Raw genomic sequence first — 22,577 nt, forward strand, 5'->3', positions numbered from 1 at the left:
CCATCAGGAAGCGATTTGATGTTTTACACCTCATTGCCAGAACTGAGAAAACTCGAGCGACAGAACCTCAACCATCGCAGAAAGGCTTTTCGCGGGCTGGTTTCATTGTTCCGCGGAAAGGGCAGGAACCAAAATTCAAAAGCATCTGAAACATCTTCAACAGCGACCAGGGGTTTAGCAATGCACGAGTCCGCTGAAGAAGAAACTCTGATTCTGGACAAGCATTTCGAATTCGATGACCGGCGCGTGGCCTGGGGTTGCATGGGGGAAGGCCCCCCGATTGTTCTGGTTCACGGGTTTCCCTGGTCGTCTCAAGCCTGGCGGCGAATTGCTCCGTGGCTCTCACGCACTTACACCGTTTACTACTTTGACATGCTGGGGTGCGGCGAATCCGAAAAACGCAAAACCTCATCGGTGCAGCCGGACATTCAGAACAAGTTGCTCGCCGCCTTGATTGATCATTGGCAACTAAATTGCCCTCATGTTGTTGGCCACGATTTCGGCGGGCTGGCCTCGTTGCGCGCCCATTTAATCGACGGATGCGACTACTCCCAGCTGACGCTTGTCGACAGCGTCGCCATGCTTCCGTCGGGTTCTCCATTTTTCGCCCACGCTCAGAAGCATGCAGAGGCCATGCGCGGTCTTCCTGAGTTCGTACACGAAGCCGTTTTCCACGCTTTTATCAATTATGGATCTCTCAGAGGGCTGCCGACCTCGGTCTGCAACCTGTATTTTGACCCTTGGTCTGGTCAGGAGGGTAAGAACGCGTTTTACGACCAAATCGAGCAGTCAACCGTTGCAGAGCTCGAAGAAATTCAAGATTTGTTGCAACCACTGCCGTTTCCCGTCGATATCATTTGGGGCGAGCATGACCGCAATATTCCCATGGCAAAAGGGAAAGAGCTTGCCGAGAAGCTCAAAGCTCGAAGTTTCACCCCGGTCCCTAATGCCGCCCACGCCGTTCATGAGGATGCGCCCGAGGCAATTCTTAGCGTTTTGTCCAGTGGTTAAACCAAGCATAGACTTAAAAGTTGGATGTCCAGTTTGGCCACATATTTCAAGGCTAGGGCGTGGCACGCTCGTCAGGTAGGAACATGCTCGCGACAACTACAGTGAATATCGGAGTCGCCGCGTTAAGGATCGATGCCAGTCCAGACGCAATTTGAGTTTGCCCCCAAACAATGAAGACAAAGGGGATAACATTATTCAACAACCCCATTCCCAGAAATGCCGTCCAAACCCCCAAGCTCTTTGGCGGGCCCCACCCCGCGACCAACGCGAAGCTCCATAACGCTATGGCAGCGACTCCTACCCTGAGCGTAACAATTGTGAGTGGCGGCAGGTCTGCAACAGCTACACCGACGAAGAAAAATGATCCTCCCCACAGGACGGACAGAACGATTAACATGACCCATTCACGAGGGCCCATAGCGGTATTTATTGAAGATGTCATAGTGAGGCCGGTCCAAGTTAATACATGTTGTAACCAGCTTAGGGTGTGATCAAAACTCAAAACATCCGATTATTGCGTTCTAATTCACTTGCGCTGCTCTGTCTTGCTCAGTGAGACCTAACGCAATAAATCGCTCGATTTGAAATTACTCAGCAATAATCGGATAGATACGCCTCGCAAAGTCAGTTCTACTGCATATTGTCAAATTCGAGCAAAAGGTTACGTCATGTCGATGCCATCCGAACAGCTAATGCGAGTAGCAATACAGGTAAGGGATAAATCCTTCGATGGACAGTTTTTCTATGGCGTTATCACGACGGGCGTATTCTGCCAACCATCCTGCTCCGCTCGCCCAGCAAAGCCCGAAAACCTGAGATTTTTCCCATCTATTGCAAGCGCCGTGCTGGCTGGTTTCAGGCCTTGCAAGCGTTGCCAAGCGACGGAAGGCACTCCACGAGTAGCTCGATTGGTGGCGGTAGCCCGTCACATTGAGGAATATGCCGACGAGCGGCTAACACTGGTTAACTTGGCTGAGATAGCAGGGCTGTCTCCTTCAAGGCTACAAAGAATATTCAAAGAAGCCTTTGGCGTCTCACCTAAAGCCTATCAAGATGCGGTTCGCATGCGGCATTTCAAGCAATCCTTGAAAGAAGCCGACAGCATAACCGATGCAATTTTTTCTTCGGGATTTGGCTCCATTAGCCGCGTCTACGGTGAAGCGACACGCAATATCGGGATGACGCCCAAAGCCTACCGAGCAGGCGGTGCTGGTGAAGTCATCACCTTCGCTTGCCGAAACACCGCTCTTGGCCTGATGGCCATGGCAGCGACGGATAAGGGAGTTTGTTTTGTCCAATTCGGTGACAATGAAGCGTCACTGGTCGCCAACCTGAAAGGGGAATTCCCTAGTGCTGAACTGAGCATTTCACCTGCGCAAGACGCGCCCGAACTTGATGCCTGGATGGAAGCCTTGGATCAGCACATCAGCAAAGGTGCCCCAAGGCCTGACTTACCGCTTGATATGCGGGGAACCGCGTTTCAAATGACGGTATGGCAATTCCTGTTGAGCATCCGAGAAGGTGACGTTCTCAGCTATAGCGAGGTGGCTCAGCAAATCGACAAGCCAAAAGCGGTCAGGGCAGTTGCTTCGGCGTGTGCAAAAAACCGTATAGGCGTGCTCATTCCTTGCCACCGGGTCTTAAGGGGTGACGGCAGTCTTGGCGGATACCGCTGGGGATTGGAGCGAAAACGGGCATTACTAGGCGCGGAAAGAGAACAACGGCCTGAATAATACTTAAGGTCTATGTAAGGGGCCCGTTACTGGCAACCACCATGTTTCTTAGCTTGTTAAACGTCTGGTCCCTCTCAGGTAACCCTTCAAGCTGAAAACGGTTACGCTGGATAGGAGCACTATCAGGCTCTCGTAGGCCAAATATCCATTGTCTCTCAAGATAACACGTCACCTATTGATACGAGAGGCCACCAACTATGAGCGCACCAAGACCATAGACTGGAAACTGATTCCATCTTTGCTAGTAGCCTCTTCCGATTCTTTAAATCCGAACCGCCTGTACACAGGCACAGCGAAAATGGATGAGCGAACCGTATAGATATCAATGCCTGAGTCAGAGGTGGCGTAATTCCATAGTTCTTTTGCTATTCCTTTGCCCTGGTAATTCTCAGCGACAAACAAGTGATATAAATGACTACTTTCCTTGATCGAAATATATCCGACGATTACGTCGTTTATGGAATAGACAAAACTAGAAAAATCTTCACTCGACAACCGCAACTCAAATTCGGATAGCTCCAGTGTTTTTGAAAACCATTCCGGCAACAAAGAATTCTCATCTTTTAAATAAAAGTGAGAAAGAGAGGATACTAGCTCTTTAATTTCACTCGCATCCTCCACTGAAGCCTTCCGAATATTCACAAAAGTCTCACTCCTCTGGTACCGACCGTTTTAAAACTGCGGACAGCTTTCTCTGCTGATTTGCAGATCAACTCCGAAGAAAAAATGAGTTGGATACACGGAAATGCCGCCCAATCGAAGATCAAACAATAGCAGCTTTTGCGGCTGTCATAGCATTCATCGAGGCCGGAATGCCTGCGTACACCGAGACCTGTAACACTATCTCAACCAGTTCCTCTGGAGAGACTCCTGTATTCAGAGCCGCTCGCATGTGAAATTCGAGCTGAGATTGGGCCGTTCCCATTGCGGCCAGCATGGCCACTGTAAGCATCTCGCGTGTTCGCAGGTCGATTCCATCTCTGGATACCACATCGTGGAATGCAAAACCGAGCAGTATCTCCAACGCTTCAGGGTGGAACTCATCAATGTTCTGGGAAACACGGGCTGACGCGCCGGATTCCAATGATTCCAAAAGCTGAAGAGCTTTCTTCCGACGATCCAGATTTTGGCTTTTCATGCGTTGACCCCTTTCATTCCCTCAGCCGTGTATCTTTCACCAATGACTGATAGCCGAGCAGTCGATGCTTCAAGCTCTTGCTGTTCTCCCGAAGTAAGTTTGATGGCTACAGCAGCCGCGTTCTCTTCAAGATATCGAAGTTGCTTTGTGCCAGGTATCGGTACGATGTCCGGCCCTTTTGACAAGAGCCACGCCAGGCAGAGCTGAGCAGAGGTACAGCCTTTTCTATCGGCCATTTCTGCAATGACCTCCGCGATGCGACCATTCGTTCTAATGGCCTCTGACTCGAACCTGGGTAAGTTGCTTCTCATATCTTCAGCACCGAAGTCTTGCGCACTTTGGAAACGCCCCGTCAGGAATCCACGGCCAAGCGGTGCATACGGTACAAAACCAATACCCAGCTCGCGGCAGGTCGGAAGCACATCTCTCTCTACATCGCGGGTCCAAAGGGAGTACTCGGTCTGAACCGCTGTGATTGGGTGCACTGCATGAGCCCGTCGCAGTGTCTCGGCGCTGACTTCACACAATCCGATGCGGGCAACTTTTCCATCCTTAACAAGCCTGGACATGCCTTCGATGGTTTCCTCTATCGGCTGATCAGGATTGATCCGATGGGCGTAATATAGATCGATCTGTTCAACACCAAGCCGGCGCAAAGACGCCTCGCAAGCCTCTCGGGCATAAGCGGCGGAGTTGTTTAGGCTGCGAGAGTATTCGCCAGGGTTGCGAACAATGCCGAACTTTGTAGCTATCTTTAGGTCTGGCTTTTGGTCCGCGAGAAAACGGCCGATCAGCTCCTCATTATGATGCGGTCCATACATATCCGCAGTGTCGAGAAAGTTGATGCCAAGCTCGACAGCACGCGATAGAACCCGCAATGACTCAGAATCTTCTCTAGGGCCATAGAACTCGCTCATCCCCATGCACCCCAGTCCGATAGCTGAAGTAAGAAAGTCTGCGCCTAGTGTTCTCTGTTGCATCCGATGTCTCCTTGCTTTCAAAGAAGACACAGTGTCACTATCCATTTATGGAAAATAGAGCCGATATTGATAACCGGGTTTCCGAAAACGGATATTCGGCCGAACACCAACAATGGGTTTGGGATGATACTCGCGCCTTTCTGGCCATTGCGCGTCGAGGAACGCTGAGCGGCGCTGCTTCAGACCTTAAAGTCGGCATTGCAACACTTTCACGCAGAATTGAGCGGCTTGAGAAAGCGCTGGGCTTACCTCTGTTTATCCGGCAGCAATCGGGCTATCTTTTGACCGAAGAAGGCTCTGCTATGGTGGATAGAGCCGAGGCGATGGAAGCAGCGGCAACTGCATTCTCATCCGGAATTTCAGGCCAGGCGCAACCCACTGGCAAAGTAAGACTAGCCACGGCGGAAAACCTGGCGAACGAACTTATTGTGCCAGCGCTGCCAGCTTTTCGTGAGCAATATCCCGGTATCACGATTGAATTGATCACCGATATACATACCGTTAACTTGCACCGGCGTGATGCGGATCTTGCATTAAGGATGGTCAGGCCAGAACGCGGCAACGTAACGCTTCGCCGTCTCGGAAATTTAGGATATGGCCTTTACCGCAGCTCAACCTACTCGCCCGAGACGAGCGCTAGTCCTGACTCCAGCCTCTTTGATTGGGCTGATTTCATCACCTGGAATGAAAGGCAGGCTGACCTTCCTGCGGCACAATGGATTGAAAGAGTTCTGAGAGGCCGCGAACCTGCACTAACTACGACCTCTCTTGCTTCACAGGTAGCAGCCACCAAAGCAGGTTTAGGATTAGCGGTTCTGCCCCATTTTGTGGCTGCCAATGCTGGCTTGATCTGCGAGCAAGCAGACCTTGGAATCGACCAGCCAATTTATCTCGTTATACAGTCAGATCTAGCCAAGTCGCGAAGAATACGGGCAGTCGCAGACTTTCTTGTCGAGTTGGTAGAACAGAGTGCCCAGCCTTTGAGCCATGGTCAGATCTCATAGCCGGCAACAGGCAACTCCCTATGACACGCGTTAAGCGCCTTGAGATAAACAGCAAACATTTTCAACCCGCCCGACTTGCTTGGTTAGACGGATGACAAACAATGACCAGCGATTCCGCCATCAGGAACCGAGTTTCGGGACCCGAATACTCGCTTCTGCCGTACCTGATGGCCAAATCCACTCCGCCCCCCCCCTTGGAAATCGACCAGATGAAATCCCGGCATCACTTATCTTCAGATTCGGATACTGGCTCTGAAACTGGCCGATTTTTGGGCATCACCCAGCGGTTCGCAAAGCACGGCAAGGCTGCCACTTTCAGGTTTGTCGGATCTGAATTCGATGCAAACACCGCCATACCGCGGTAAAGCTCCTGAAAAGCCTGCAGACCTCTGAGCGGCCGTAGTGCTTGCATCCTGACTATCCATGGTTAAGTTTTACTAAATTATTGCACGCTTTAACCCGTTTGTTGATAGAGCTACCAGACAAGAGAATTAGCTTGAACTTAACAGAAACGGAGAAAAGCGATGTCGGCACTATCGATCTTCAGGACCCGGGCTAATGTTTCAGCCCTGGCAAACACTCCAAAGGAAAGTTGGATTCAGCGACTCAACCGTTGGTACGCCAACTATCGGACAAGACAGCAACTTGCCCGTTTGCCGGATTTCATGCTGAAAGATATCGGTGTGTCGCGCATTGACGCGGAACACGAAGCGAGCAAAGCCTTTTGGAAGGACTAGCGCTTAAGAGAGCGTTTGCGGATGAAATCGACCGGAAGCGGGCTTAGCGGATGCATCATTTACGAGGTCAAAGGCCCACGGCCCTCTTAAGACGGCCTCAGAATCATACAAGTGCAAGTCGCATGTGCGTATAACTTCCCAGAATCATCCACGATACGTCCTTGTGAAATTGCGACCGACCTCGATAAGTTCATCAGTTTGCCCTCTCCCCTTAATCTCACGCCGGTGGGTATTGGTCGAACCAACTTAACTGACAGATCGACCGTTCCATAGCTCTCCCCGGGCATGAGCGCGATGGAAGGTGGCGGAACCTTCCCTGCAGCAAGAAGTGACATCTGTTCAAGGCCGCTCATTGAGGATCTCTTCATGTGACTCGCTCCATTTAAACCTGCTGTGCGATAACGCAATTGGTTCCATAATAGAACCAAAAGTGGTAAGGTTCCACAATGGAACTCATTAATTTACGGGCGAACCCTTCTTTGCACAGCGGAGCTCACGCGATATGAAGTGGGAAGAGATCAATACACAGATTTGCTCGATTGCTCGAACTCTATCCATCGTTGGCGATCGTTGGACCTTACTGATCATTCGGGACATTTTTATGGGCTTACGGCGATTTTCAGAGATCCAATCTTCTCTGGAAATTACCAAACACCGACTCTCTGACCGTCTGCACAAATTGCAGCAGGGCGGGATTATTGAAAAACGAACCGTTGACCCATCAGGTAAACGATTTGAGTATTTTTTGACTGAGAAAGGTCTGGATCTCTACCCCGTGCTGATTGGCCTTGTCCAATGGGGCGATCGCTGGGAAAGCGGCCAATATGGAGAGCCCGTGCGCTACCGACACAAAGTTTGCGGTGAGCTGATGCGCCCGCATTACTGTTGTGACCAGTGTGGAGTTCCGTTGCATCCGTCGGAAATTGAGAACTGCCCAGGACCCGCAGTTAAAAAACTGGCTGATGAAACCCAGTTCGCGAATCTGCCCCTGAGGGTGAAGAAGTTGCTTGGATCCACAGATTCGCGCTGATTTGCCCCCCCCCAAAGCTTTAATCCGCGATAAAACTGAAACAGGGAAGCTTCCAAAACATTAAGCCATAGCATGCGAAATCGTTGCTTACTGAATTTTATTTCGCCCTATCAGGAGAACCAAATGGAACTGAAAATCGTTTTTGTGGACGCTTTTACGGACACTATTTTCGGCGGAAACCCTGCAGCCGTGGTCATCACCGACGAATGGCTTTCCGAAGATTTAATGCAATCAATAGCGACAGAAAACAACCTGTCGGAAACGGCATTTTTAGTGAAAGTTGATGCGGCAACTTACCATATTCGTTGGTTCTCGCCGCTAACAGAGATTGCATTTTGTGGGCACGCAACGCTGGCGTCCGCTTTCGTCTTGTTTGATAGAGATCCGGGCGAGACCACCATTAAGTTCTGGGCAAAAGCAGTTGGTCTACTATCAGTGGAAAAGACCGAATCCGGTAGGATCCAAATGGATTTCCCGAATACCAAGCCAGATAAAGTCGAAAAAATACCGGACGAGTTGGTATCGGGCCTGTCGATACCGCCAGTAGACGTTTATCGCAATTCTCAGGCCTATTTCGTGATTTACCAATCCGAATCTGAGGTGTTAAGCGTGCAGCGTAACAACGAACTTTTGAAACAGCTCAAACCCCTTGACGTTGTTGTTACATGCCGATCAGAAACTGAGAAATACGACTTCATCTCAAGGTATTTTTGGCCTGCGAACGGCGGCGATGAGGACCCCGTGACTGGCTCCATTCACACCGGTCTCGCTCCTCTTTGGGCCGAGTGGCTTGGCAAAACGAGCCTTGTTGCTCATCAAGCGTCAAAGCGAGGCGGTGTGCTTTATTGCTCAGTATCGGATACCAGGGTAACGATTTCTGGTGATGCGGTTAGATATTTAAGCGGAACGATCAGAGTGCAGTAGAACTGCCTGGATGGTGTGACTTTCCTCCCAGGCTATCCCAAAGCCTTGAGCAGCGGCGTGACGGGGAAATGAAACAGCAAGCTCTCGATGCGATACGCGACGTGCGGTTCTGAGTCTTTGATATGCCCCCTCGTCTTCACCAAGCGTCAGAATAACGGAGAAACGTTCAGTACCTTCGAGCCACGGGTAGCTGATTCCGCATGGGTTGTTGCTCCACTTTTGGGCCCGCTTTGCGGGCCCCTTTTTATGTCAGACAGTCGTTAACCCTGCCGGTTGATCAACACCCGGCCATCACGAACCGAGGCCATGACCGGCAACTGCCCCAATAACACTTCGTAGGGGGACTGGCCCTGAAGAACCACACAGCGGGCCGGCAACCCTTCCTCAATGCCATACGCTTTCAGATCAAGTGCCGCAGCGCCGTTATCGGTAATCAATTCCAGTGACCGTTCTATCCAGCCCATGCCCAGCATATGGCAGGCATGCAAGCCCACGTCCAGGGTGCGTAGCAGGTTGCCATTACCCAGGGGATACCAGGGATCACGAATGGAGTCCTGGCCAAACGCCACCTTCAAACCAGCGTCGAGAAGTTCAGGCACCCGGGTCAGGCCACGGCGTTTAGGAAAACCGTCGAACCGGCCCTGTAAATGAAGGCTCTCCGTAGGCATGGAGAGAAACCGCAGACCTGATTTCTTCAACAGCCGGAATAGCCGGCTGCAATAATGGTCGTTGTATGACCCCATGGCGCAGGTATGACTGGCGGTTACCCGCGAACCATAATCGAGCTTCAGTGCTTCGGCGGCCAGAACTTCCAGAAAGCGGGACTCGGGATCATCAATCTCGTCACAATGCACATCAACCAGAAGGTCGTGCTTGTGGGCCAGAGCCAAGGCGCACGGACTCCTCCATCAGTTCCTTGCCCTGCGGGAATGACCATAAACCCTCCTGCGGGAAGGCCACAATCTGCAGGTCCACGGTGGCCGCAACGCGCTCACGTACTTCCAGCATGGCTTTAAGCCCGGTCAGTGTCGGGTCGGTCACGTCGACATGGGTCCTTACGTGCTGGATGCCGTTGTCTGCAAAGAGACTCAGTGTCTGCTCGGCCCTCTTGATCACGTCGTCCCGGGTAAGGCTCGCTTTGCGCTCAGACCAACACTCAATCCCCTCAAACAGCGTTCCGCTCTGGTTCCAGCGCGGTTCACCCGCGGTCATGGCGGCGTCCAGGTGAATGTGTGGCTCCACAAAAGGCGGCACAACAAGGTTGCCCGCTGCATCGAGATCACCGGCGCCAGATTCTACTTGACCATGCTGGAGCGAAATCCTGTTGAACCGTCCATCCACAATGGCGATGCTCTGGAGCCCCTCGACTCCGTGGAGCCTGGCGTTAACAATGGTATTGATCGTTTGAGTCATACACACTCCGCTGTTCGATTTGATGGCCAGTAGAAAAGGCCGGAAGCCTTTCCAAGTATGCGCGCAGACAGGTAAGTTTCACTCGGCTTTTCAGCCAGCCCATAACACACGTGCAACGGCAACAGGTGCTCTTCCCGCGGGTGACAGAACCTCGCGTGCGGAGCCTGCGCCCAATGGACCAGGCGATCAGCGCGCTGAGGTTCCGATAGCTGCGGGTCGGTGCAGGTCTGGAAAAGCCATTCTTGAAAAGCCTGATTACGGGCGTCCGCCGCCTGCGGCGAACCTGCTCTGAAAAATTCCGGCATGTTATGAAAGGAAAATCCGGAGCCAATCACCAGCAAGCCGTCATAATCCAACGCTTGTAACGCCCGGCCTATCGCTATGTGCTCATGGGCATCCAGACTCCTTTTCAGTGATAACTGCACGCAGGGAATACCGGCATCCGGATACATCAGTTTCAATGGGACGAACAGGCCGTGATCAAATCCACGTTGATCGTCAAGTTGTGCCGGGATCCCGGCCTGCTCCAGAGCCCGAACCATCTGGCCGGCGAGCACTGGTTCCCCGGGACAGGAATAGTCGATCCGGTACGCCTCTGCCGGAAATCCCGAATAGTCGTAGATCAGCGATGGGGTGGGATGGGCCGTCACCATCGGAACCGATGTTTCCCAGTGCGCGCTGATCACCAGAATCGCAGACGGTCTGCTGATTCTGGCCGCTATTGCGGTGAGTTGGTCAACCATGTCGCGGTGACCCGGATCGCCAAGTAGAGGTAAAGGTCCACCACCGTGGGACAGAAACAGAGCATCAATATCCTTATTCATAATCGCGCCTCGTTTCATGCCTTCTCCGATGGAGAAGGCATGTTTCCGTTTCACGTTGGAACAAATGTGAAGTTCAGGCAACCACCCGCTGGCCAGCAGCACCGCCGCTGAGGTAACGGAGCAGCGCATTATCCAGGGCAAAACGCCCGCCACCCTGAATCACAAACGCCACGTTGATGACAAACAGAGTCAGTGCGTATTCGTAGCCGTTGTTGGCCATAAAAAGACCGTTCCCGATATGAACTGCGAAAATGGCCACCAGCATGGCAATGGCGTTGACGAAGGCTGCCGGTCGGGTCATGAGACCCAGTGCCAGCGCCAGCCCGCCAAAAAACTCGGCGCCGCCAGCAAGCAATGCCATCAGATAACCCGGCTCAAGCCCGATACTGGCCATCCACTGGCCGGTGCCGTCCAACCCATAACCGCCAAACCAGCCAAACAGTTTCTGGGCGCCGTGCGCTGCCAGGATCAGGCCGACCGGAACCCGAAGGATCAGGGCAGCAACCCCAGCGCTTGAAGAAAGCAGTGTGTTCGCAATGTTCGTGTTCATGATAGTCACCTTAAATGATTGGTCTGTGGATGACCGAGGCGGGTGCCCGGCGTATGAACCCACTGTACTATCACCAAATCGTTGGATTAAGATGGAAATTATTGTTTTACTATCAACATATTTTTGATAATTGCCAGGAACGAAAAGAGGTCAACAAACCGTGGATCGAATCAGTGCAATGCGCGCATTTGTTCACGTGGTGCAGGATGGATCCTTTACCAGGGCCGCCGAGCGTCTGGACACTTCCCCGCAACTCGTCAGTAAGCACGTCTCCCAGCTGGAACAGCATCTCGGGGTTCGTTTGATGAACCGCACCACTCGACGGGTCAACCTGACCGAGGCCGGCTCTCGCTACTTCGAGAGCGCCCGGCAAGTGCTGGCCGACATTGAGGACCTTGAAAATCAGATTGGGGATCTACAGCCGGAGGCCTCGGGCCTGCTTCGAATCAGCGCGCCTGTGTCCTTTGCCATCCATCACATGGAGCCGTTGCTCAGAGGCTTCCGGCAAGCCCATCCGGGCGTAGAGGTCGATTTACAGCTGAACGACCGTAAGGTGGATATTATTGAAGAGGGGTTTGACATTGCCCTGCGGATTGGTCGGCTGAGAAGTTCGTCGCTAATCGCCAGACGAATTGCGCCGGTTCGGCTGGCGTTCTGCGCCTCGCCCGATTACCTGGACCGACACGGAGAACCACATCGCCCCGAAGACCTCCAACACCATCACTACCTGCACTACAGCTATCTGGATTCGAACGCGATCCCGGAACTGCAGAAATGGTTTACCGGCGCCAACGGCGCCAGGCGTGTAATGATGAGCAATAATGGCGACGTGCTTGTATCGGCAGCCCTATCCGGCGCCGGCATTGCACTGCAGCCGACCTTCCTGACAGGCCCGGCGATTCGGCAAGGCAGACTGAAAGTCATTCTGCAGGATTACGAACCAGAGCCCATGGCGCTTTACGCCGTGTACGCCCATCGCCAGCTGGTGGCAAGCAAAGTGCGCGCGTTCATCGAGTTCATGGACAGCTTCTTTGATCAGTTACCCGATTGGGACCCCGATCATTAGCGTTTCATCCATGTCAGGGTATGCCCTCCGGAGGCAGAGGTCGGAGGTTCAAGCGACGCCCGTCAGACAGCCCTCAGCTCCCCCGAAATCCCTTGGCCACCAGATACACTTCCCGGGACCTTGCTCTCGATGAATCCGGCTTCCGGACCGCCACCTTGTCGAAAGACTCTCGCACAGCTTTGACAAACTCGTCATGGCCCTCCCCCTGGAAAACCTTGGCCACAAAACTGCCTTTTGGCTTGAGAACCTGGCACGCCATGTCCAGTGCCAGTTCAACCAGATACATAGAGGCCGCCTGGTCAGCCACATTCACACCACTGATGTTGGGGGACATGTCGGAGATGACAACGTCTGCGAGGGCGCCATCCAGAGTGGCCATGATCTGGTCAAACACCTCCTGCTCGGTGAAATCCCCCTGAATGAACTCAACGCCCGCGATGGCATCCATCGCGAGGATATCTGAGGCCACAACACGCCCCCTGTGACCCACCAGTTTCGAGGCCACCTGGGACCAGCCCCCGGGTGCAGAGCCCAGATCCACCACCAGCGCATTGGGTTGGATCAGGCGATCCTTGTTGTTGATCTCCAGCAATTTGTAACTGGCGCGGGAGCGGTAGCCGTCCTGCTGTGCCTGTTTCACGAAGGGATCATTGACGTGCTCTTCGAGCCAGCGGTTACTGCTTTTAGAACGGGCCATGGGGTGTCTTCTGTTTACTGCGGGAAAGGCCATAGTCTACGCCGCTGCAGGTTCTACCGCAAAAGCCGCTCCGCTCCTCCGCTGACAAGGCCGCCGCCCGGCAGTACAATGGCGTCACTTTTCCAGAATCAACCCGCCGGGACATTGTCTGGCAGTCAGGAAATATCATGATTCGCATTACCGAGTTGGCACTACCCCTTGATCACCCAGAGGACGCTCTGCGAGCCGCAATCTTGCAGCGCCTGCAACTCCGGGATGCTGACCTGCTGCACTTCACTGTTTTCAAACGCAGCTACGACGCCCGAAAAAAGAACAGCGAGATCAAATTCGTCTATATCGTCGACCTGACCGCACAGGACGAAGCTGCGGTGCTCGGCCGGTTTGTCAACGATACCCATGTTCGCCCGGCGCCGGATACCGCCTACTACCCGGTGGCACAAGCGCCTGCACACCTGCGTGAGCGCCCGATTGTGGTCGGACTCGGACCCTGCGGGTTGTTCGCCACTTTACTGCTGGCCCAGATGGGGTTCCGGCCTATTGTGCTGGAACGGGGCAAGGACGTGCGACGCCGTACCAAGGACACCTGGGCGCTGTGGCGTAACAAACGGCTGTCGCCGGAGTCCAATGTGCAGTTCGGTGAGGGCGGTGCGGGGCTGTTCTCAGACGGCAAACTCTGGAGTCAGATCAAGGACCCAAAGTTCTATGGCCGCAAGGTCATGGCCGAGTTTGTCAAAGCCGGTGCCCCGGAAGAGATCCTGTTTGTCAGCAAACCCCACATCGGCACCTTTCGGCTGACCGGCATAGTGTCCAGCATGCGGGAAGAAATTATCAGGCTGGGCGGCGAAATCCGTTTTGAACAGAAGGTCACCGACCTGCTGCGGGAAGACGGTCAGGTCCGGGGCGTGGAACTGGCCAGTGGCGAACAGCTGATGAGCCGCCACGTGGTGATGGCACTTGGTCACAGCGCCCGGGACAGCTTCCGCATGCTGCACCGGCGCGGCGTGTTCCTGGAAGCCAAGCCCTTTGCCATCGGCTTTCGGATCGAGCACCCGCAAGGCCTGATCGACCACGCCCGACTGGGCAAATACGCCGGCCACCCGGCCCTGGGCGCCGCTGATTACAAACTGGTGCATCACGCCAGCAACGGCCGGGCGGTGTACAGTTTCTGCATGTGCCCGGGCGGCACCGTGGTGGCCGCGACGTCTGAACCCGAGCGGGTCGTGACCAATGGCATGAGCCAGTACTCCCGCAACGAGCGCAATGCCAACTCCGGTATTGTGGTGAATATTGAGCCGGAGCAAGACTTCCCCGGCGACCCATTGGCCGGCATGGAGCTTCAGGAAAAACTGGAATCCCATGCCTACGTTCTGGGGGGCAGCGACTACTGCGCACCGGCGCAACTGGTGGGGGACTTTATTGCGGGTAAACCGTCAGACAAACTGGGCGAGGTGGAGCCGTCTTACCAGCCCGGCATCCGCCTGGGCGACCTGGCCTCCACCCTGCCCGCTTACGCCATCGACGCTATCCGCGAGGCCCTGCCCGCTTTCGGCCGACAGATCCGGGGATTTGACCGGCCAGATGCTCTACTTACGGGCGTGGAAACCCGCACCTCGGCCCCGGTCCGGCTAACCCGCGATCGTGAAAGTTTGCAAAGCCTGAACACCCGCGGCCTGTATCCGGCGGGTGAAGGCGCGGGCTATGCCGGCGGCATTCTGTCGGCCGGTGTGGACGGCATCAAAGTGGCAGAGGCCGTTGCCAAAGCCATGCTGGCGGACCTTGAATCCGCCCGGGAAATCCATTCAGGAACCACGGTGTGAAGCTGGACGACATCAAAAAGCTTCATCAGAAGAAGTACCGCCAATCCTTCGGCCACTTCCTGGTGGAGGGCGAGCATCTGGTGGTGGAACTGGAAAAGGCAGCAGCCGCCAATCCTCACTGGCAACAGGCCCAACTGTTTGTCACCAGCGCTTATCAGGACTGGTCAAGCCCCTGGCCCATGCAGGTGATCAGCGAGCGGCAGCTAGCACAGCTGACAGACACCAAAAGCCCGCAAGGCATACTCGCAGTCGCGCCCTTGCCAACGGCCGCCGCAATCGCCCCAGTTTTGGGGGAAAAAGCCATCTACCTCCATGAAGTGCAGGACCCGGGCAACCTGGGTACCATTCTGCGCACCCTTGCGTGGTTCGGAAACTATCGCTGCCTGCTCAGCCCTGGCAGCGTCGACCCCTACAATCCGAAAGTCGTGCGATCGAGCATGGGGGCGCTGTTCCACGTAACGGTGGAAACCGAGGTCACTCTGGCCACTCTGGCCAGCCGTTACCCTGACATTGCCTGCCTGGATATAAACGGTGATGCCATCACCAGCCCTGATTTCCAGAACCATGACTGCTACCTGTTCGGCAACGAAGCCCGCGGTGTACCCACCGAGGCCGTGACCAGACTCGACAGCCGAAGGTTCACCATCCCAGGCTCCGACACCATTGAATCCCTGAACCTGGCCTCTGCTGTAAATATGGCGGTATATGAGCTGAATCGGGGATAGGGTCGTGTCCTCCGGAGGCAGAGGTCAGAGGTCAGAGATCAGAGGTTCGAATCCTCTCATCCCGGGGTGATGGTCTCAGTCGCTACGGAATTTTCTGACCAACTGATTGAGATCGTCAGCCATTTCTGAAAGCGAACGACTGGATCGATTCACCTGGTTTACATCACCCGCCAAGTCATCGATGGCATTGCTGCTTACCTCGATGTTTTGCGTCATTTCAGCCGCAGTCGCCCGCTGTTGCTCGGTCGCGCTCGCGACCTGGGTTGTCATTTCCGCTATGACATTTACGGCGGCCAGAATTTCGGACAGGGCAGAGCCGGACTGACCAGCTTCTTCGCTCGCCTCGCCCGCCATCTGCTTTGCTTTGCTCATGTCCACCACGGCTCCAGCTGCCCCGCTTTGCAGGTTGGAGACAATGCGCTCGATGTTGACCGTCGACTCCTGAACGCGTTTGGCCAGGCCACGGACCTCATCTGCGACAACGGCAAAGCCACGGCCTGCCTCGCCTGCCCGGGCGGCCTCAATGGCCGCGTTCAGTGCGAGCAAATTGGTTTGCTCGGCGATGTTATGAATGACTTCCAGAACGCTGCCAATTTCACCGGACTCTGCCTCAAGCTTTTGAATCCGCAGCGATCCAGCCCCTATCTGTTCGGCCAGTTCATTCACTGATTTGATGGCTCTGCTGACAGTCTCTTGCGCGCTGTCCGCCAGAGAAGAGGCTTTGCGCGCCGACTCATCCGTATCGTTGGTGTTGGACGCGATCTCTTCGCAGGTTGACACCATCTCCTGCATGGCTGCAGAAACCTGGGTTATCTGATCCCGCTGCTGTTCAGAATTCGCCCGGGTTCTCTCGGTGATTCCGGAGAGAGCTTCGGACTCGGTATTGAGCTGACGCGCCGAGGAAACGATTTTGGAAATCGTGTCTTCCAGGGTCCCCAGAAACTGATTAACTGCCTCAATAAAGTCGCCGATTTCATCGGCTCTTCCGGTTGTCAGACGGGTCGAAAGATCTCCATTGTCCTGGCTGATGTCATCAAGATAAGACAGGATCTCGCCTTTTGCCCTTTTAACGCTGGCGCCCATCATTCTGCTCATCAACGTTGCGACCATTAGCCCGAGGACCAGAGAGATACCAAACGCAATTAAGGTAAATTTGAGCGCAAGATCCGATTCTGCATCTGCCTTATCAGCCGCGACCTCCAGAGAGCGGTGAATGCTTTCTTCCAGACTCCTCGCCTTGTCGGCAATCTGAGGCCCAATAACGTCGAGCTTGTCTGTCTTCGTCTGTTCAAGTTCGCGCATGACCTCAACAAGAGTTTGAACAGAAACTTTGTAGCTATTGAGCTCGCTCACTGCCGTGTCCAGATAAGTTTTGATGAACTGTGGACCTCGGTCCGTGTCCAAACCCTGCACTGCTTCGGTTAGATCCTGAATGGCGTACTCAAGATCCTTCCTGACGTCTTCATTACCTGTCGCCAAGAAGCGCTGCGCTTTCATTCGCATCATGACCGCACCGGTTAGAAGCTCCTCAATATCAACGCGGAGGGAGCTCATCGGTGTTCGATCAGCAACACCATTAAGGGATAGCTGGAAGGCTTTCGTCGCCGCCGGACCTGATACATCCAGTTCATTCTGTGTGATGTCAGCAACACGCCTTTTTAATGGCACCAGCTCATTTTTGAATACATCGACATAGTTGCCCGTCATTTCTTCAATTTCGTCAACCAGCACAGCGCGGTCTGGCGCCTCAATGACATTTTGAGCTTTCCCGATCGTTTCTGCGAATTCGGAATTCAGGTCTTCAAATTCAGCAATGACGGCTTCGTTCCCACTGGAGTAGAAATCAAACACTCTCAAACGCATTCGGTATATATCGGTGAGCACCCCAGTTGCCACGGCCGTATCAGGCGCCAAATCTCTTGCGACGGTATACATCCGGTCATCGAGGCTCTGAAAACCGCGGACGCTGATGAACGTAACGAGGGCAAACAAAAGCAGTATGAAAACGGGTGCAATCAAGAGCTTTCCAGTCACACCTAATCTGCGTTCCACCGATTTAAAGCCTGAGATGCTCATGACTTACCTTCCTTAAAGCATTGAGACGACCAGTCCCTATAACGGCCATAGGCTTTGTCACTTGAGAAAAAACAAAAGATTTACGGCGAAAGCCCTAACCGTCGGAAAACTCTAATCAGCGGCGGTCTCTCGTTGAAGCTGAGGAAAACCTAAAATTCTGGCCGGGATTAGTTGACCACTGCCTATTAAAAAGCTTGACCACGTCACTTTTTGTTTTAAGCTCAACGTTTGATGCTATCAAGTTTTTGATTATGCAATCACTCAACCCCCGCGCCGCCCTGTTGCTCACCTTGAGCGTCCTTCTGGTTATTTATTTCTATTTTTTCCTGAACGTTGCGAGATCCATCGAAGCAGAGGCCTTTGAGGCTTTCGAGACCGAAGCCAGCGCTACCAGTTCAGAGATTGCCCGTGTTCTGAATAAAGCGAAAGACAGCCTTCTCAATGTCATCGCGCTGTTTGCCAGCAGTAATCACGTAAATGAACTGGAATTTCAGCAATTCATTCAGGAAAGCCAGTTTTTTCAACTGAATCCGAATATCAGAGCGATTGCCATCGGGCCGATATTAGAGAGCGATCAGGTAGAAACCTTTAACATCGCCCTCAGCGGCAACTCGGCGACAAGACAAGCGCTCGGATACCCTGAATTCAGTCCCGTGTCACTGCAATCCCGTGATGTTGCTATTCCACTGGCTTTGGTTGAATCACCGGGTGGAAGAGAGGGAATTGTCGGGTTCGACATGGCCTCAAACGAGGCCAGACTCAAAACCGCCAGGCAAAGTATCAACAGCGGCAGCATCGTTATGACTCCGCCTGTGAACTTGTCCCAAGATCCATCCGACGCCTATCCATCCGTGTTGCTGATTGGCAGTTCTGAAGATGCCAAGATTGAATATCTGACAAAGCCGTCGATCGATTTCGAACCAATCCTGATTTTCGCCGTCAGCTTTACCCCCAGTGCTGCCATCGACCAGATAATTTCAAGCCAGGGCAGCCGGCTGTTTGAGGCCAATATTGTCGACGTATCCGATGAAAAGACGATCATCTTTCACGGTTATGCGCCCAACGGGAATGACCCTCGCAGAACAGATAACTTTCAGTTTGCGGGTCGCGAGTGGTCAATCCAATACTACCCCTCCGATCAAATAGCCAGCGGAACACCGCCCTGGTTAATCGCCCTGTTCACGTCAGGATTGTTGTTAATCATTGGTCTGGCATGGTCAATAAACGCGTTGATCAGGATCCGCGAGTCATTGAAAGAGCAAGTGGCAGAACAGACGCAGGACCTCACAATTTCCAACCGTGCCGCCGAGGAAGCCAGAGAACGGTTAGAAGAAGCCCAGAGAATTGCAAAAGTGGGTGGTTGGTACCTGGATGTGAATACAAATCAAATGACCTGGACTGAAGAACTCTATCGCATGTATGAGTTCGATCCAGCACTGCCCGTGCCATCCTACAGCGAGCACAAAAAGCTATTTACGCCCAAAAGCGCGGACTTATTAATGTCTTCCCTGGCAAAAATGAGGGAAACCGGCGTCCCTTACGAGCTGGAGTTGCAGACTGTGCGCAAGGATGGAAGCAATGGATGGATGTGGGTGCGAGGTGAACGGCTGGAGGATGAAAGCGGCGTAACTGTTGGGCTTCAAGGTGTGTCTATGGACATCACCGAGCGCAAGCGGGCGGACGAAAAACTCAAGTTATCTGCTCGCATCTTTGAGAGCTCGCTCGAAAGCATCATGATTACCAACGCCGAAAAAGAGATCATAGACGTTAACCCCGCGTTTAGTGCCATTACTGGCTATAGCCGTGAAGATATCATCGGTAAGAAGCCTGAGATCTTAAGTTCTGGCAGACAAACTCCTGAGTTTTACGAAGCGATGTGGCAGGAAGTTGATAAACAGGGTTACTGGCGTGGTGAATTGTGGAACCGTACCAAATCGGGGGAACTGTATGCCGAGTCACTCACTGTCTCTGTGCTAAAAAACGAGCAGAATGAAGTCACCAACTACGTGGGGATCTCGACCGACATCACCAGCAGCAAACAGCAACAAGAAAAACTGAACCTGATGGCGTATTACGATGCCCTGACAGGACTGCCCAATCGCACGTTATTTGCGGATCGCTTTTCTCAGGCGATCGCTCACAACAAGCGTACGGACCATAAACTGGCCATTTGTTTTCTTGATCTGGATAACTTCAAGCCAGTAAATGATAACTACGGCCATGATGTTGGTGATCAATTACTGATTGAAGTGGCGAAACGCATTACAGCCTCTATCCGGGAAGAAGATACAGTTTCCCGTCAAGGCGGCGATGAATTCACTCTGTTACTCAATGACATTCACTCCTATGGCCAATGTCAGAACAGCTTGAATCGCATTCTTCATGCTTTTTCACAACCCTATTTAATTGATGGCACACTTCATAACATCACAACATCTATCGGCGTCACCTTGTACCCCGATGACGATGAAGATATCGATACCCTCATTCGCCATGCCGATAACGCGATGTATCAAGCCAAGCTATCCGGCAGGAATCGTTATCACTTCTTTGATAGCAAACAGGATGAGCGGCTAATACAAAAGCATCACAAGCTCGGTGAAATCCAACAAGCTCTGAACAACAATGAATTGAGTCTGTATTACCAGCCGAAGGTCAATATGGTGACAGGTGGTGTCCAGGGCGCTGAGGCCTTGATTCGCTGGATTCATCCTGAAAAAGGAATTATTGCCCCCTTAGACTTTTTACCCCTGCTTGATGGTACTGATTTAGAGCTTCAAATTGGTGATTGGGTGATCAATGAAGCCTTGCGGCAGTTGGATAGGTGGCGGGCTCAAGGTCTGAAACTGGAAGTCAGTGTCAATATCGCTTCTCATCATCTACAGTCACAGACTTTCCTTGGAAATCTGGAAGCCGCTTTAGCTCGATATCCGATGGTTGACCCCAGTTGCTTGCAGCTGGAGATATTGGAAAGCAGTGCGCTCGGCGATCTCAATGTAATCAGTACGATCATTAAAACCTGTCAGGATGCTCTGGGCGTTAATATCGCGCTGGATGATTTTGGCACCGGCTACTCCTCGCTCACTCATTTACGTAATTTATCCGCAAACATTATTAAAATTGACCAGAGCTTCGTCAGGGACATGCTCGACGATCCAGGTGATTACAACATTATTGATGGTGTCATCGGCCTGGCCGAGTCCTTTGACCGTGAAGTAATTGCTGAAGGCGTTGAAACGACAGCACACGGGATAATGTTACTTATTATGGGTTGTAAAGAAGCGCAGGGTTATAGCATTGCCAAACCCATGCCTGCCAATGAACTTCCTCAATGGATCAGGGATTACACTCCCAATCAAGAGTGGCAGGAATACGGCAGTAAACCTCACTCAGTGAAAGAAGAAAGATTAATGCTATTCAGGCTGGTTAGCGAACATTGGTTAGCCGCCTTTACGACGAACATATATGCTGCACCGCAAGATATGAAACACTGGCCTATCATGAAAAGTAAACAGGACCCCTGTGGCCATTGGATAAGGCGGGAAAGAAAAGGGACATTGTTTACAAGCGATAGATTAGATCGTCTGGCAGAGGCACATGAAAACGTTCACATTGTTGCGGAATCTGTAAGACATCAATACCAACAAGGTCATGTTGATGCCGCCCGAGAAGCCTTGTCGGAGGTACAGTCTGCTTTTGATAAGGTGAGCGGAGCGCTTGAGTTGTGTAAGTAGCTCTGAAACATCAACCAGTTATCCGGGAACACGTGCAGTCAGGCACATGTCAGACGTTCGAATCCTCTCTGTCCCGCCACATTTCCTATCAAAAGCCCACCTTGCAGTTCTCCTCTTTCAGCGCCTCCAGGCCGTCTGCCCCGGGTATTTCCTTTCTGGCTCTGTCGAGGTCAATATCATGCTGTTTTCTCAATTTCTTTCTGAGTCGGCCCTCAAGAAATCGCTTGATCTCCTGAGCGTCTTCAAGCAGCAAACCAGGCACCGGTTCAGGTTTTTTGGTGTCGGGATTTAGCGCAACCATGGTGAAATAGGACGTATTGGTGTGCCTGACAGACCCGGTGGTGAAGTTCTCCGACACCACTCGTATCCCCACCTCCATCGACGACCGGCCGGTATAGTTCACGGAGGAGGAAAGCGTGAGTATCTCGCCCACTTCCACCGGGTTCAGAAAATCCACCTTGTCCACCGATGCGGTAACGCAATACGCCTTTGAATGCGAGGCCGCACAGGCATAGGCAATTTTATCCATCAGGGATAGCACGATGCCACCGTGCACTTTCCCACCAAAATTCTCATAGGATGGAATCATTAATTCTTTCAGAACGATCTGCGACGACTTTACCGACCGATAACCTTTTATTGTTTTCAAGACATACCTCTTTCCAACGCATCAGAAGCCCTGCACTCATTACAGAACTACTGATAGCACAAAGACGTCGCTCAGTCTTTCAACAGTTTCCGTTTGATCAGCAGCCAGTAGGTATCCTTGGCGGCAGATCTGATCATGATAATCCTGACCTTGGTCGGCTCCATCTCGTGATCGAACAGATACTCGAAGGCGGCGTTGAATTCCCCGGTTTTCACACCTTCGAAAAACCGTCCTGAGAATTCGTTACTACGGGTGCAGGGCGCGACATCGTTGAAGAAGTTCCGGCCTATCACATCCTCCGCCTTGCGCCCGGTCAGCTCGGTTTCGGCCTGGTTGTATCTCAGGATGGTTCCCTCGGCGTCCAGTTCAATGGCCCCGTACATGAGGTTATTGACCTCTTCATCGCTGATGTTGGCCATCTCGTTCTGCAGATCATCTGGCTCGAAGCGTACCCTTTTCATGTGTCATA

General features: G+C 52.8%; 20 protein-coding genes and 1 pseudogene. 10 read left to right on the forward strand and 11 right to left on the reverse strand.

Going from position 1 to position 22,577, the window contains the following annotated elements; all coding sequences use genetic code 11:
* The first annotated feature begins 18 nt into the window (after nucleotides 1-18).
* The gene (locus tag E5Q11_RS10690) at nucleotides 19-1,011 is read left to right on the forward strand and encodes an alpha/beta fold hydrolase (protein WP_135803427.1); all 993 of its coding nucleotides are present in this window, start codon (nucleotides 19-21) and stop codon (nucleotides 1,009-1,011) included.
* Nucleotides 1,012-1,063: 52 nt separating this feature from the next.
* Here the strand turns inward: E5Q11_RS10690 and E5Q11_RS10695 are convergent, their stop codons facing one another.
* Nucleotides 1,064-1,453: a DMT family transporter gene (locus E5Q11_RS10695; protein WP_135803428.1), complete on the reverse strand. Its 390-nt coding sequence runs from the start codon at nucleotides 1,451-1,453 to the stop codon at nucleotides 1,064-1,066.
* A gap of 226 nt (nucleotides 1,454-1,679) precedes the next feature.
* Here E5Q11_RS10695 and E5Q11_RS10700 point away from each other — a divergent pair, with 226 nt between their 5' ends.
* Nucleotides 1,680-2,744, forward strand: coding sequence for a bifunctional transcriptional activator/DNA repair enzyme AdaA (locus tag E5Q11_RS10700; RefSeq protein WP_135803429.1), 1,065 nt, complete (start codon nucleotides 1,680-1,682; stop codon nucleotides 2,742-2,744).
* A gap of 195 nt (nucleotides 2,745-2,939) precedes the next feature.
* Here E5Q11_RS10700 and E5Q11_RS10705 read toward each other — a convergent pair whose 3' ends face one another.
* The 3 genes from E5Q11_RS10705 to E5Q11_RS10715 form a co-directional block, all read right to left on the reverse strand.
* Nucleotides 2,940-3,386 (reverse strand): GNAT family N-acetyltransferase, encoded by a 447-nt coding sequence (locus E5Q11_RS10705; protein ID WP_135803430.1) that lies wholly within the window; start codon nucleotides 3,384-3,386, stop codon nucleotides 2,940-2,942.
* Between the two features lie 121 nt (nucleotides 3,387-3,507).
* A complete protein-coding gene (locus E5Q11_RS10710) occupies nucleotides 3,508-3,882 on the reverse strand; it encodes a carboxymuconolactone decarboxylase family protein (RefSeq protein WP_135803431.1) in 375 nt (124 codons plus the stop codon).
* A complete protein-coding gene (locus E5Q11_RS10715) occupies nucleotides 3,879-4,862 on the reverse strand; it encodes an aldo/keto reductase (RefSeq protein WP_135803432.1) in 984 nt (327 codons plus the stop codon). Before E5Q11_RS10715 ends, E5Q11_RS10710 begins: the two co-directional genes overlap by 4 nt.
* A 47-nt stretch (nucleotides 4,863-4,909) precedes the next feature.
* On the opposite strand from E5Q11_RS10715, the gene E5Q11_RS10720 reads away from it, so the two are divergent.
* From E5Q11_RS10720 to E5Q11_RS10740, 4 genes are all read left to right on the forward strand, one after another.
* A complete protein-coding gene (locus tag E5Q11_RS10720; protein WP_135803433.1) occupies nucleotides 4,910-5,866 on the forward strand; it encodes a LysR family transcriptional regulator in 957 nt (318 codons plus the stop codon).
* A gap of 524 nt (nucleotides 5,867-6,390) precedes the next feature.
* Nucleotides 6,391-6,603 (forward strand): DUF1127 domain-containing protein, encoded by a 213-nt coding sequence (locus E5Q11_RS10725; protein WP_135803434.1) that lies wholly within the window; start codon nucleotides 6,391-6,393, stop codon nucleotides 6,601-6,603.
* A 502-nt stretch (nucleotides 6,604-7,105) separates the two neighbouring features.
* Nucleotides 7,106-7,633 (forward strand): winged helix-turn-helix transcriptional regulator, encoded by a 528-nt coding sequence (locus E5Q11_RS10735; RefSeq protein WP_135803436.1) that lies wholly within the window; start codon nucleotides 7,106-7,108, stop codon nucleotides 7,631-7,633.
* Nucleotides 7,634-7,756: 123 nt separating this feature from the next.
* On the forward strand, nucleotides 7,757-8,557 hold the full coding sequence (locus E5Q11_RS10740; RefSeq protein WP_135803437.1) for a PhzF family phenazine biosynthesis protein: 801 nt from the start codon (nucleotides 7,757-7,759) through the stop codon (nucleotides 8,555-8,557).
* 260 nt (nucleotides 8,558-8,817) lie between these two features.
* On the opposite strand, the pseudogene E5Q11_RS10745 reads toward E5Q11_RS10740, so the two are convergent.
* The 3 genes and pseudogenes from E5Q11_RS10745 to E5Q11_RS10755 all read right to left on the reverse strand — a co-directional run bounded on the left by E5Q11_RS10745 (nucleotide 8,818) and on the right by E5Q11_RS10755 (nucleotide 11,344).
* Nucleotides 8,818-9,970: pseudogene (locus E5Q11_RS10745) on the reverse strand (amidohydrolase family protein).
* Entirely contained in the window at nucleotides 9,967-10,896 is a 930-nt protein-coding gene (locus E5Q11_RS10750; RefSeq protein WP_228260639.1) for a DODA-type extradiol aromatic ring-opening family dioxygenase, read from the reverse strand. Before E5Q11_RS10750 ends, E5Q11_RS10745 begins: the two are co-directional and overlap by 4 nt.
* Nucleotides 10,868-11,344 carry a DoxX family protein gene (locus tag E5Q11_RS10755; RefSeq protein ID WP_135803438.1) on the reverse strand — a complete coding sequence of 159 codons (477 nt, stop codon included), beginning with the start codon at nucleotides 11,342-11,344 and terminating at the stop codon, nucleotides 10,868-10,870. The genes E5Q11_RS10750 and E5Q11_RS10755 overlap by 29 nt, the downstream gene beginning before the upstream one ends.
* Nucleotides 11,345-11,504: 160 nt before the next feature.
* Between E5Q11_RS10755 and E5Q11_RS10760 the strand changes: the two genes are divergently transcribed.
* Nucleotides 11,505-12,410, forward strand: a complete 906-nt coding sequence (locus E5Q11_RS10760) for a LysR family transcriptional regulator (RefSeq protein ID WP_135803439.1) — start codon at nucleotides 11,505-11,507, stop codon at nucleotides 12,408-12,410.
* A 73-nt stretch (nucleotides 12,411-12,483) separates the two neighbouring features.
* On the opposite strand, the gene rlmE is transcribed toward E5Q11_RS10760, so the two are convergent.
* A complete protein-coding gene (rlmE, locus tag E5Q11_RS10765) occupies nucleotides 12,484-13,107 on the reverse strand; it encodes a 23S rRNA (uridine(2552)-2'-O)-methyltransferase RlmE (RefSeq protein ID WP_135803440.1) in 624 nt (207 codons plus the stop codon).
* Between the two features lie 167 nt (nucleotides 13,108-13,274).
* On the opposite strand from rlmE, the gene E5Q11_RS10770 reads away from it, so the two are divergent.
* Complete coding sequence (locus E5Q11_RS10770; protein ID WP_135803441.1) at nucleotides 13,275-14,924, forward strand: NAD(P)/FAD-dependent oxidoreductase; 1,650 nt, start codon at nucleotides 13,275-13,277, stop codon at nucleotides 14,922-14,924.
* Complete coding sequence (locus E5Q11_RS10775) at nucleotides 14,921-15,649, forward strand: TrmH family RNA methyltransferase (protein ID WP_135803442.1); 729 nt, start codon at nucleotides 14,921-14,923, stop codon at nucleotides 15,647-15,649. Before E5Q11_RS10770 ends, E5Q11_RS10775 begins: the two co-directional genes overlap by 4 nt.
* A 75-nt stretch (nucleotides 15,650-15,724) precedes the next feature.
* Here the strand turns inward: E5Q11_RS10775 and E5Q11_RS10780 are convergent, their stop codons facing one another.
* A complete protein-coding gene (locus tag E5Q11_RS10780) occupies nucleotides 15,725-17,725 on the reverse strand; it encodes a methyl-accepting chemotaxis protein (protein ID WP_225315010.1) in 2,001 nt (666 codons plus the stop codon).
* Between the two features lie 251 nt (nucleotides 17,726-17,976).
* Between E5Q11_RS10780 and E5Q11_RS10785 the strand changes: the two genes are divergently transcribed.
* Nucleotides 17,977-21,459 (forward strand): bifunctional diguanylate cyclase/phosphodiesterase, encoded by a 3,483-nt coding sequence (locus E5Q11_RS10785; RefSeq protein WP_135803443.1) that lies wholly within the window; start codon nucleotides 17,977-17,979, stop codon nucleotides 21,457-21,459.
* Nucleotides 21,460-21,547: 88 nt separating this feature from the next.
* Here E5Q11_RS10785 and E5Q11_RS10790 read toward each other — a convergent pair whose 3' ends face one another.
* Nucleotides 21,548-22,108 carry an acyl-CoA thioesterase gene (locus tag E5Q11_RS10790; RefSeq protein WP_225315011.1) on the reverse strand — a complete coding sequence of 187 codons (561 nt, stop codon included), beginning with the start codon at nucleotides 22,106-22,108 and terminating at the stop codon, nucleotides 21,548-21,550.
* Nucleotides 22,109-22,179: 71 nt separating this feature from the next.
* Complete coding sequence (gene pyp, locus E5Q11_RS10795) at nucleotides 22,180-22,569, reverse strand: photoactive yellow protein (protein WP_135803444.1); 390 nt, start codon at nucleotides 22,567-22,569, stop codon at nucleotides 22,180-22,182.
* Nucleotides 22,570-22,577 lie beyond the last annotated feature (8 nt).

It is taken from the genome of Marinobacter confluentis (assembly GCF_004785685.1).
GTDB classification, from domain to species: Bacteria; Pseudomonadota; Gammaproteobacteria; order Pseudomonadales; family Oleiphilaceae; genus Marinobacter; species Marinobacter confluentis.

Excerpts from the sequence above, each read along its gene's own strand:
- E5Q11_RS10715 (WP_135803432.1), bottom strand. The coding sequence starts at position 4,862 with ATGCAACAGAGAACACTAGGCGCAGACTTTCTTACTTCAGCTATCGGA.
- E5Q11_RS10735 (WP_135803436.1), top strand. The coding sequence starts at position 7,106 with ATGAAGTGGGAAGAGATCAATACACAGATTTGCTCGATTGCTCGAACT.
- E5Q11_RS10700 (WP_135803429.1), top strand. The coding sequence starts at position 1,680 with ATGTCGATGCCATCCGAACAGCTAATGCGAGTAGCAATACAGGTAAGG.
- E5Q11_RS10770 (WP_135803441.1), top strand. The coding sequence starts at position 13,275 with ATGATTCGCATTACCGAGTTGGCACTACCCCTTGATCACCCAGAGGAC.
- rlmE (WP_135803440.1), bottom strand. The coding sequence starts at position 13,107 with ATGGCCCGTTCTAAAAGCAGTAACCGCTGGCTCGAAGAGCACGTCAAT.
- E5Q11_RS10690 (WP_135803427.1), top strand. The coding sequence starts at position 19 with ATGTTTTACACCTCATTGCCAGAACTGAGAAAACTCGAGCGACAGAAC.
- E5Q11_RS10695 (WP_135803428.1), bottom strand. The coding sequence starts at position 1,453 with ATGACATCTTCAATAAATACCGCTATGGGCCCTCGTGAATGGGTCATG.
- E5Q11_RS10720 (WP_135803433.1), top strand. The coding sequence starts at position 4,910 with ATGGAAAATAGAGCCGATATTGATAACCGGGTTTCCGAAAACGGATAT.
- E5Q11_RS10725 (WP_135803434.1), top strand. The coding sequence starts at position 6,391 with ATGTCGGCACTATCGATCTTCAGGACCCGGGCTAATGTTTCAGCCCTG.
- E5Q11_RS10740 (WP_135803437.1), top strand. The coding sequence starts at position 7,757 with ATGGAACTGAAAATCGTTTTTGTGGACGCTTTTACGGACACTATTTTC.
- E5Q11_RS10755 (WP_135803438.1), bottom strand. The coding sequence starts at position 11,344 with ATGAACACGAACATTGCGAACACACTGCTTTCTTCAAGCGCTGGGGTT.
- pyp (WP_135803444.1), bottom strand. The coding sequence starts at position 22,569 with ATGAAAAGGGTACGCTTCGAGCCAGATGATCTGCAGAACGAGATGGCC.
- E5Q11_RS10785 (WP_135803443.1), top strand. The coding sequence starts at position 17,977 with ATGCAATCACTCAACCCCCGCGCCGCCCTGTTGCTCACCTTGAGCGTC.
- E5Q11_RS10780 (WP_225315010.1), bottom strand. The coding sequence starts at position 17,725 with ATGAGCATCTCAGGCTTTAAATCGGTGGAACGCAGATTAGGTGTGACT.
- E5Q11_RS10710 (WP_135803431.1), bottom strand. The coding sequence starts at position 3,882 with ATGAAAAGCCAAAATCTGGATCGTCGGAAGAAAGCTCTTCAGCTTTTG.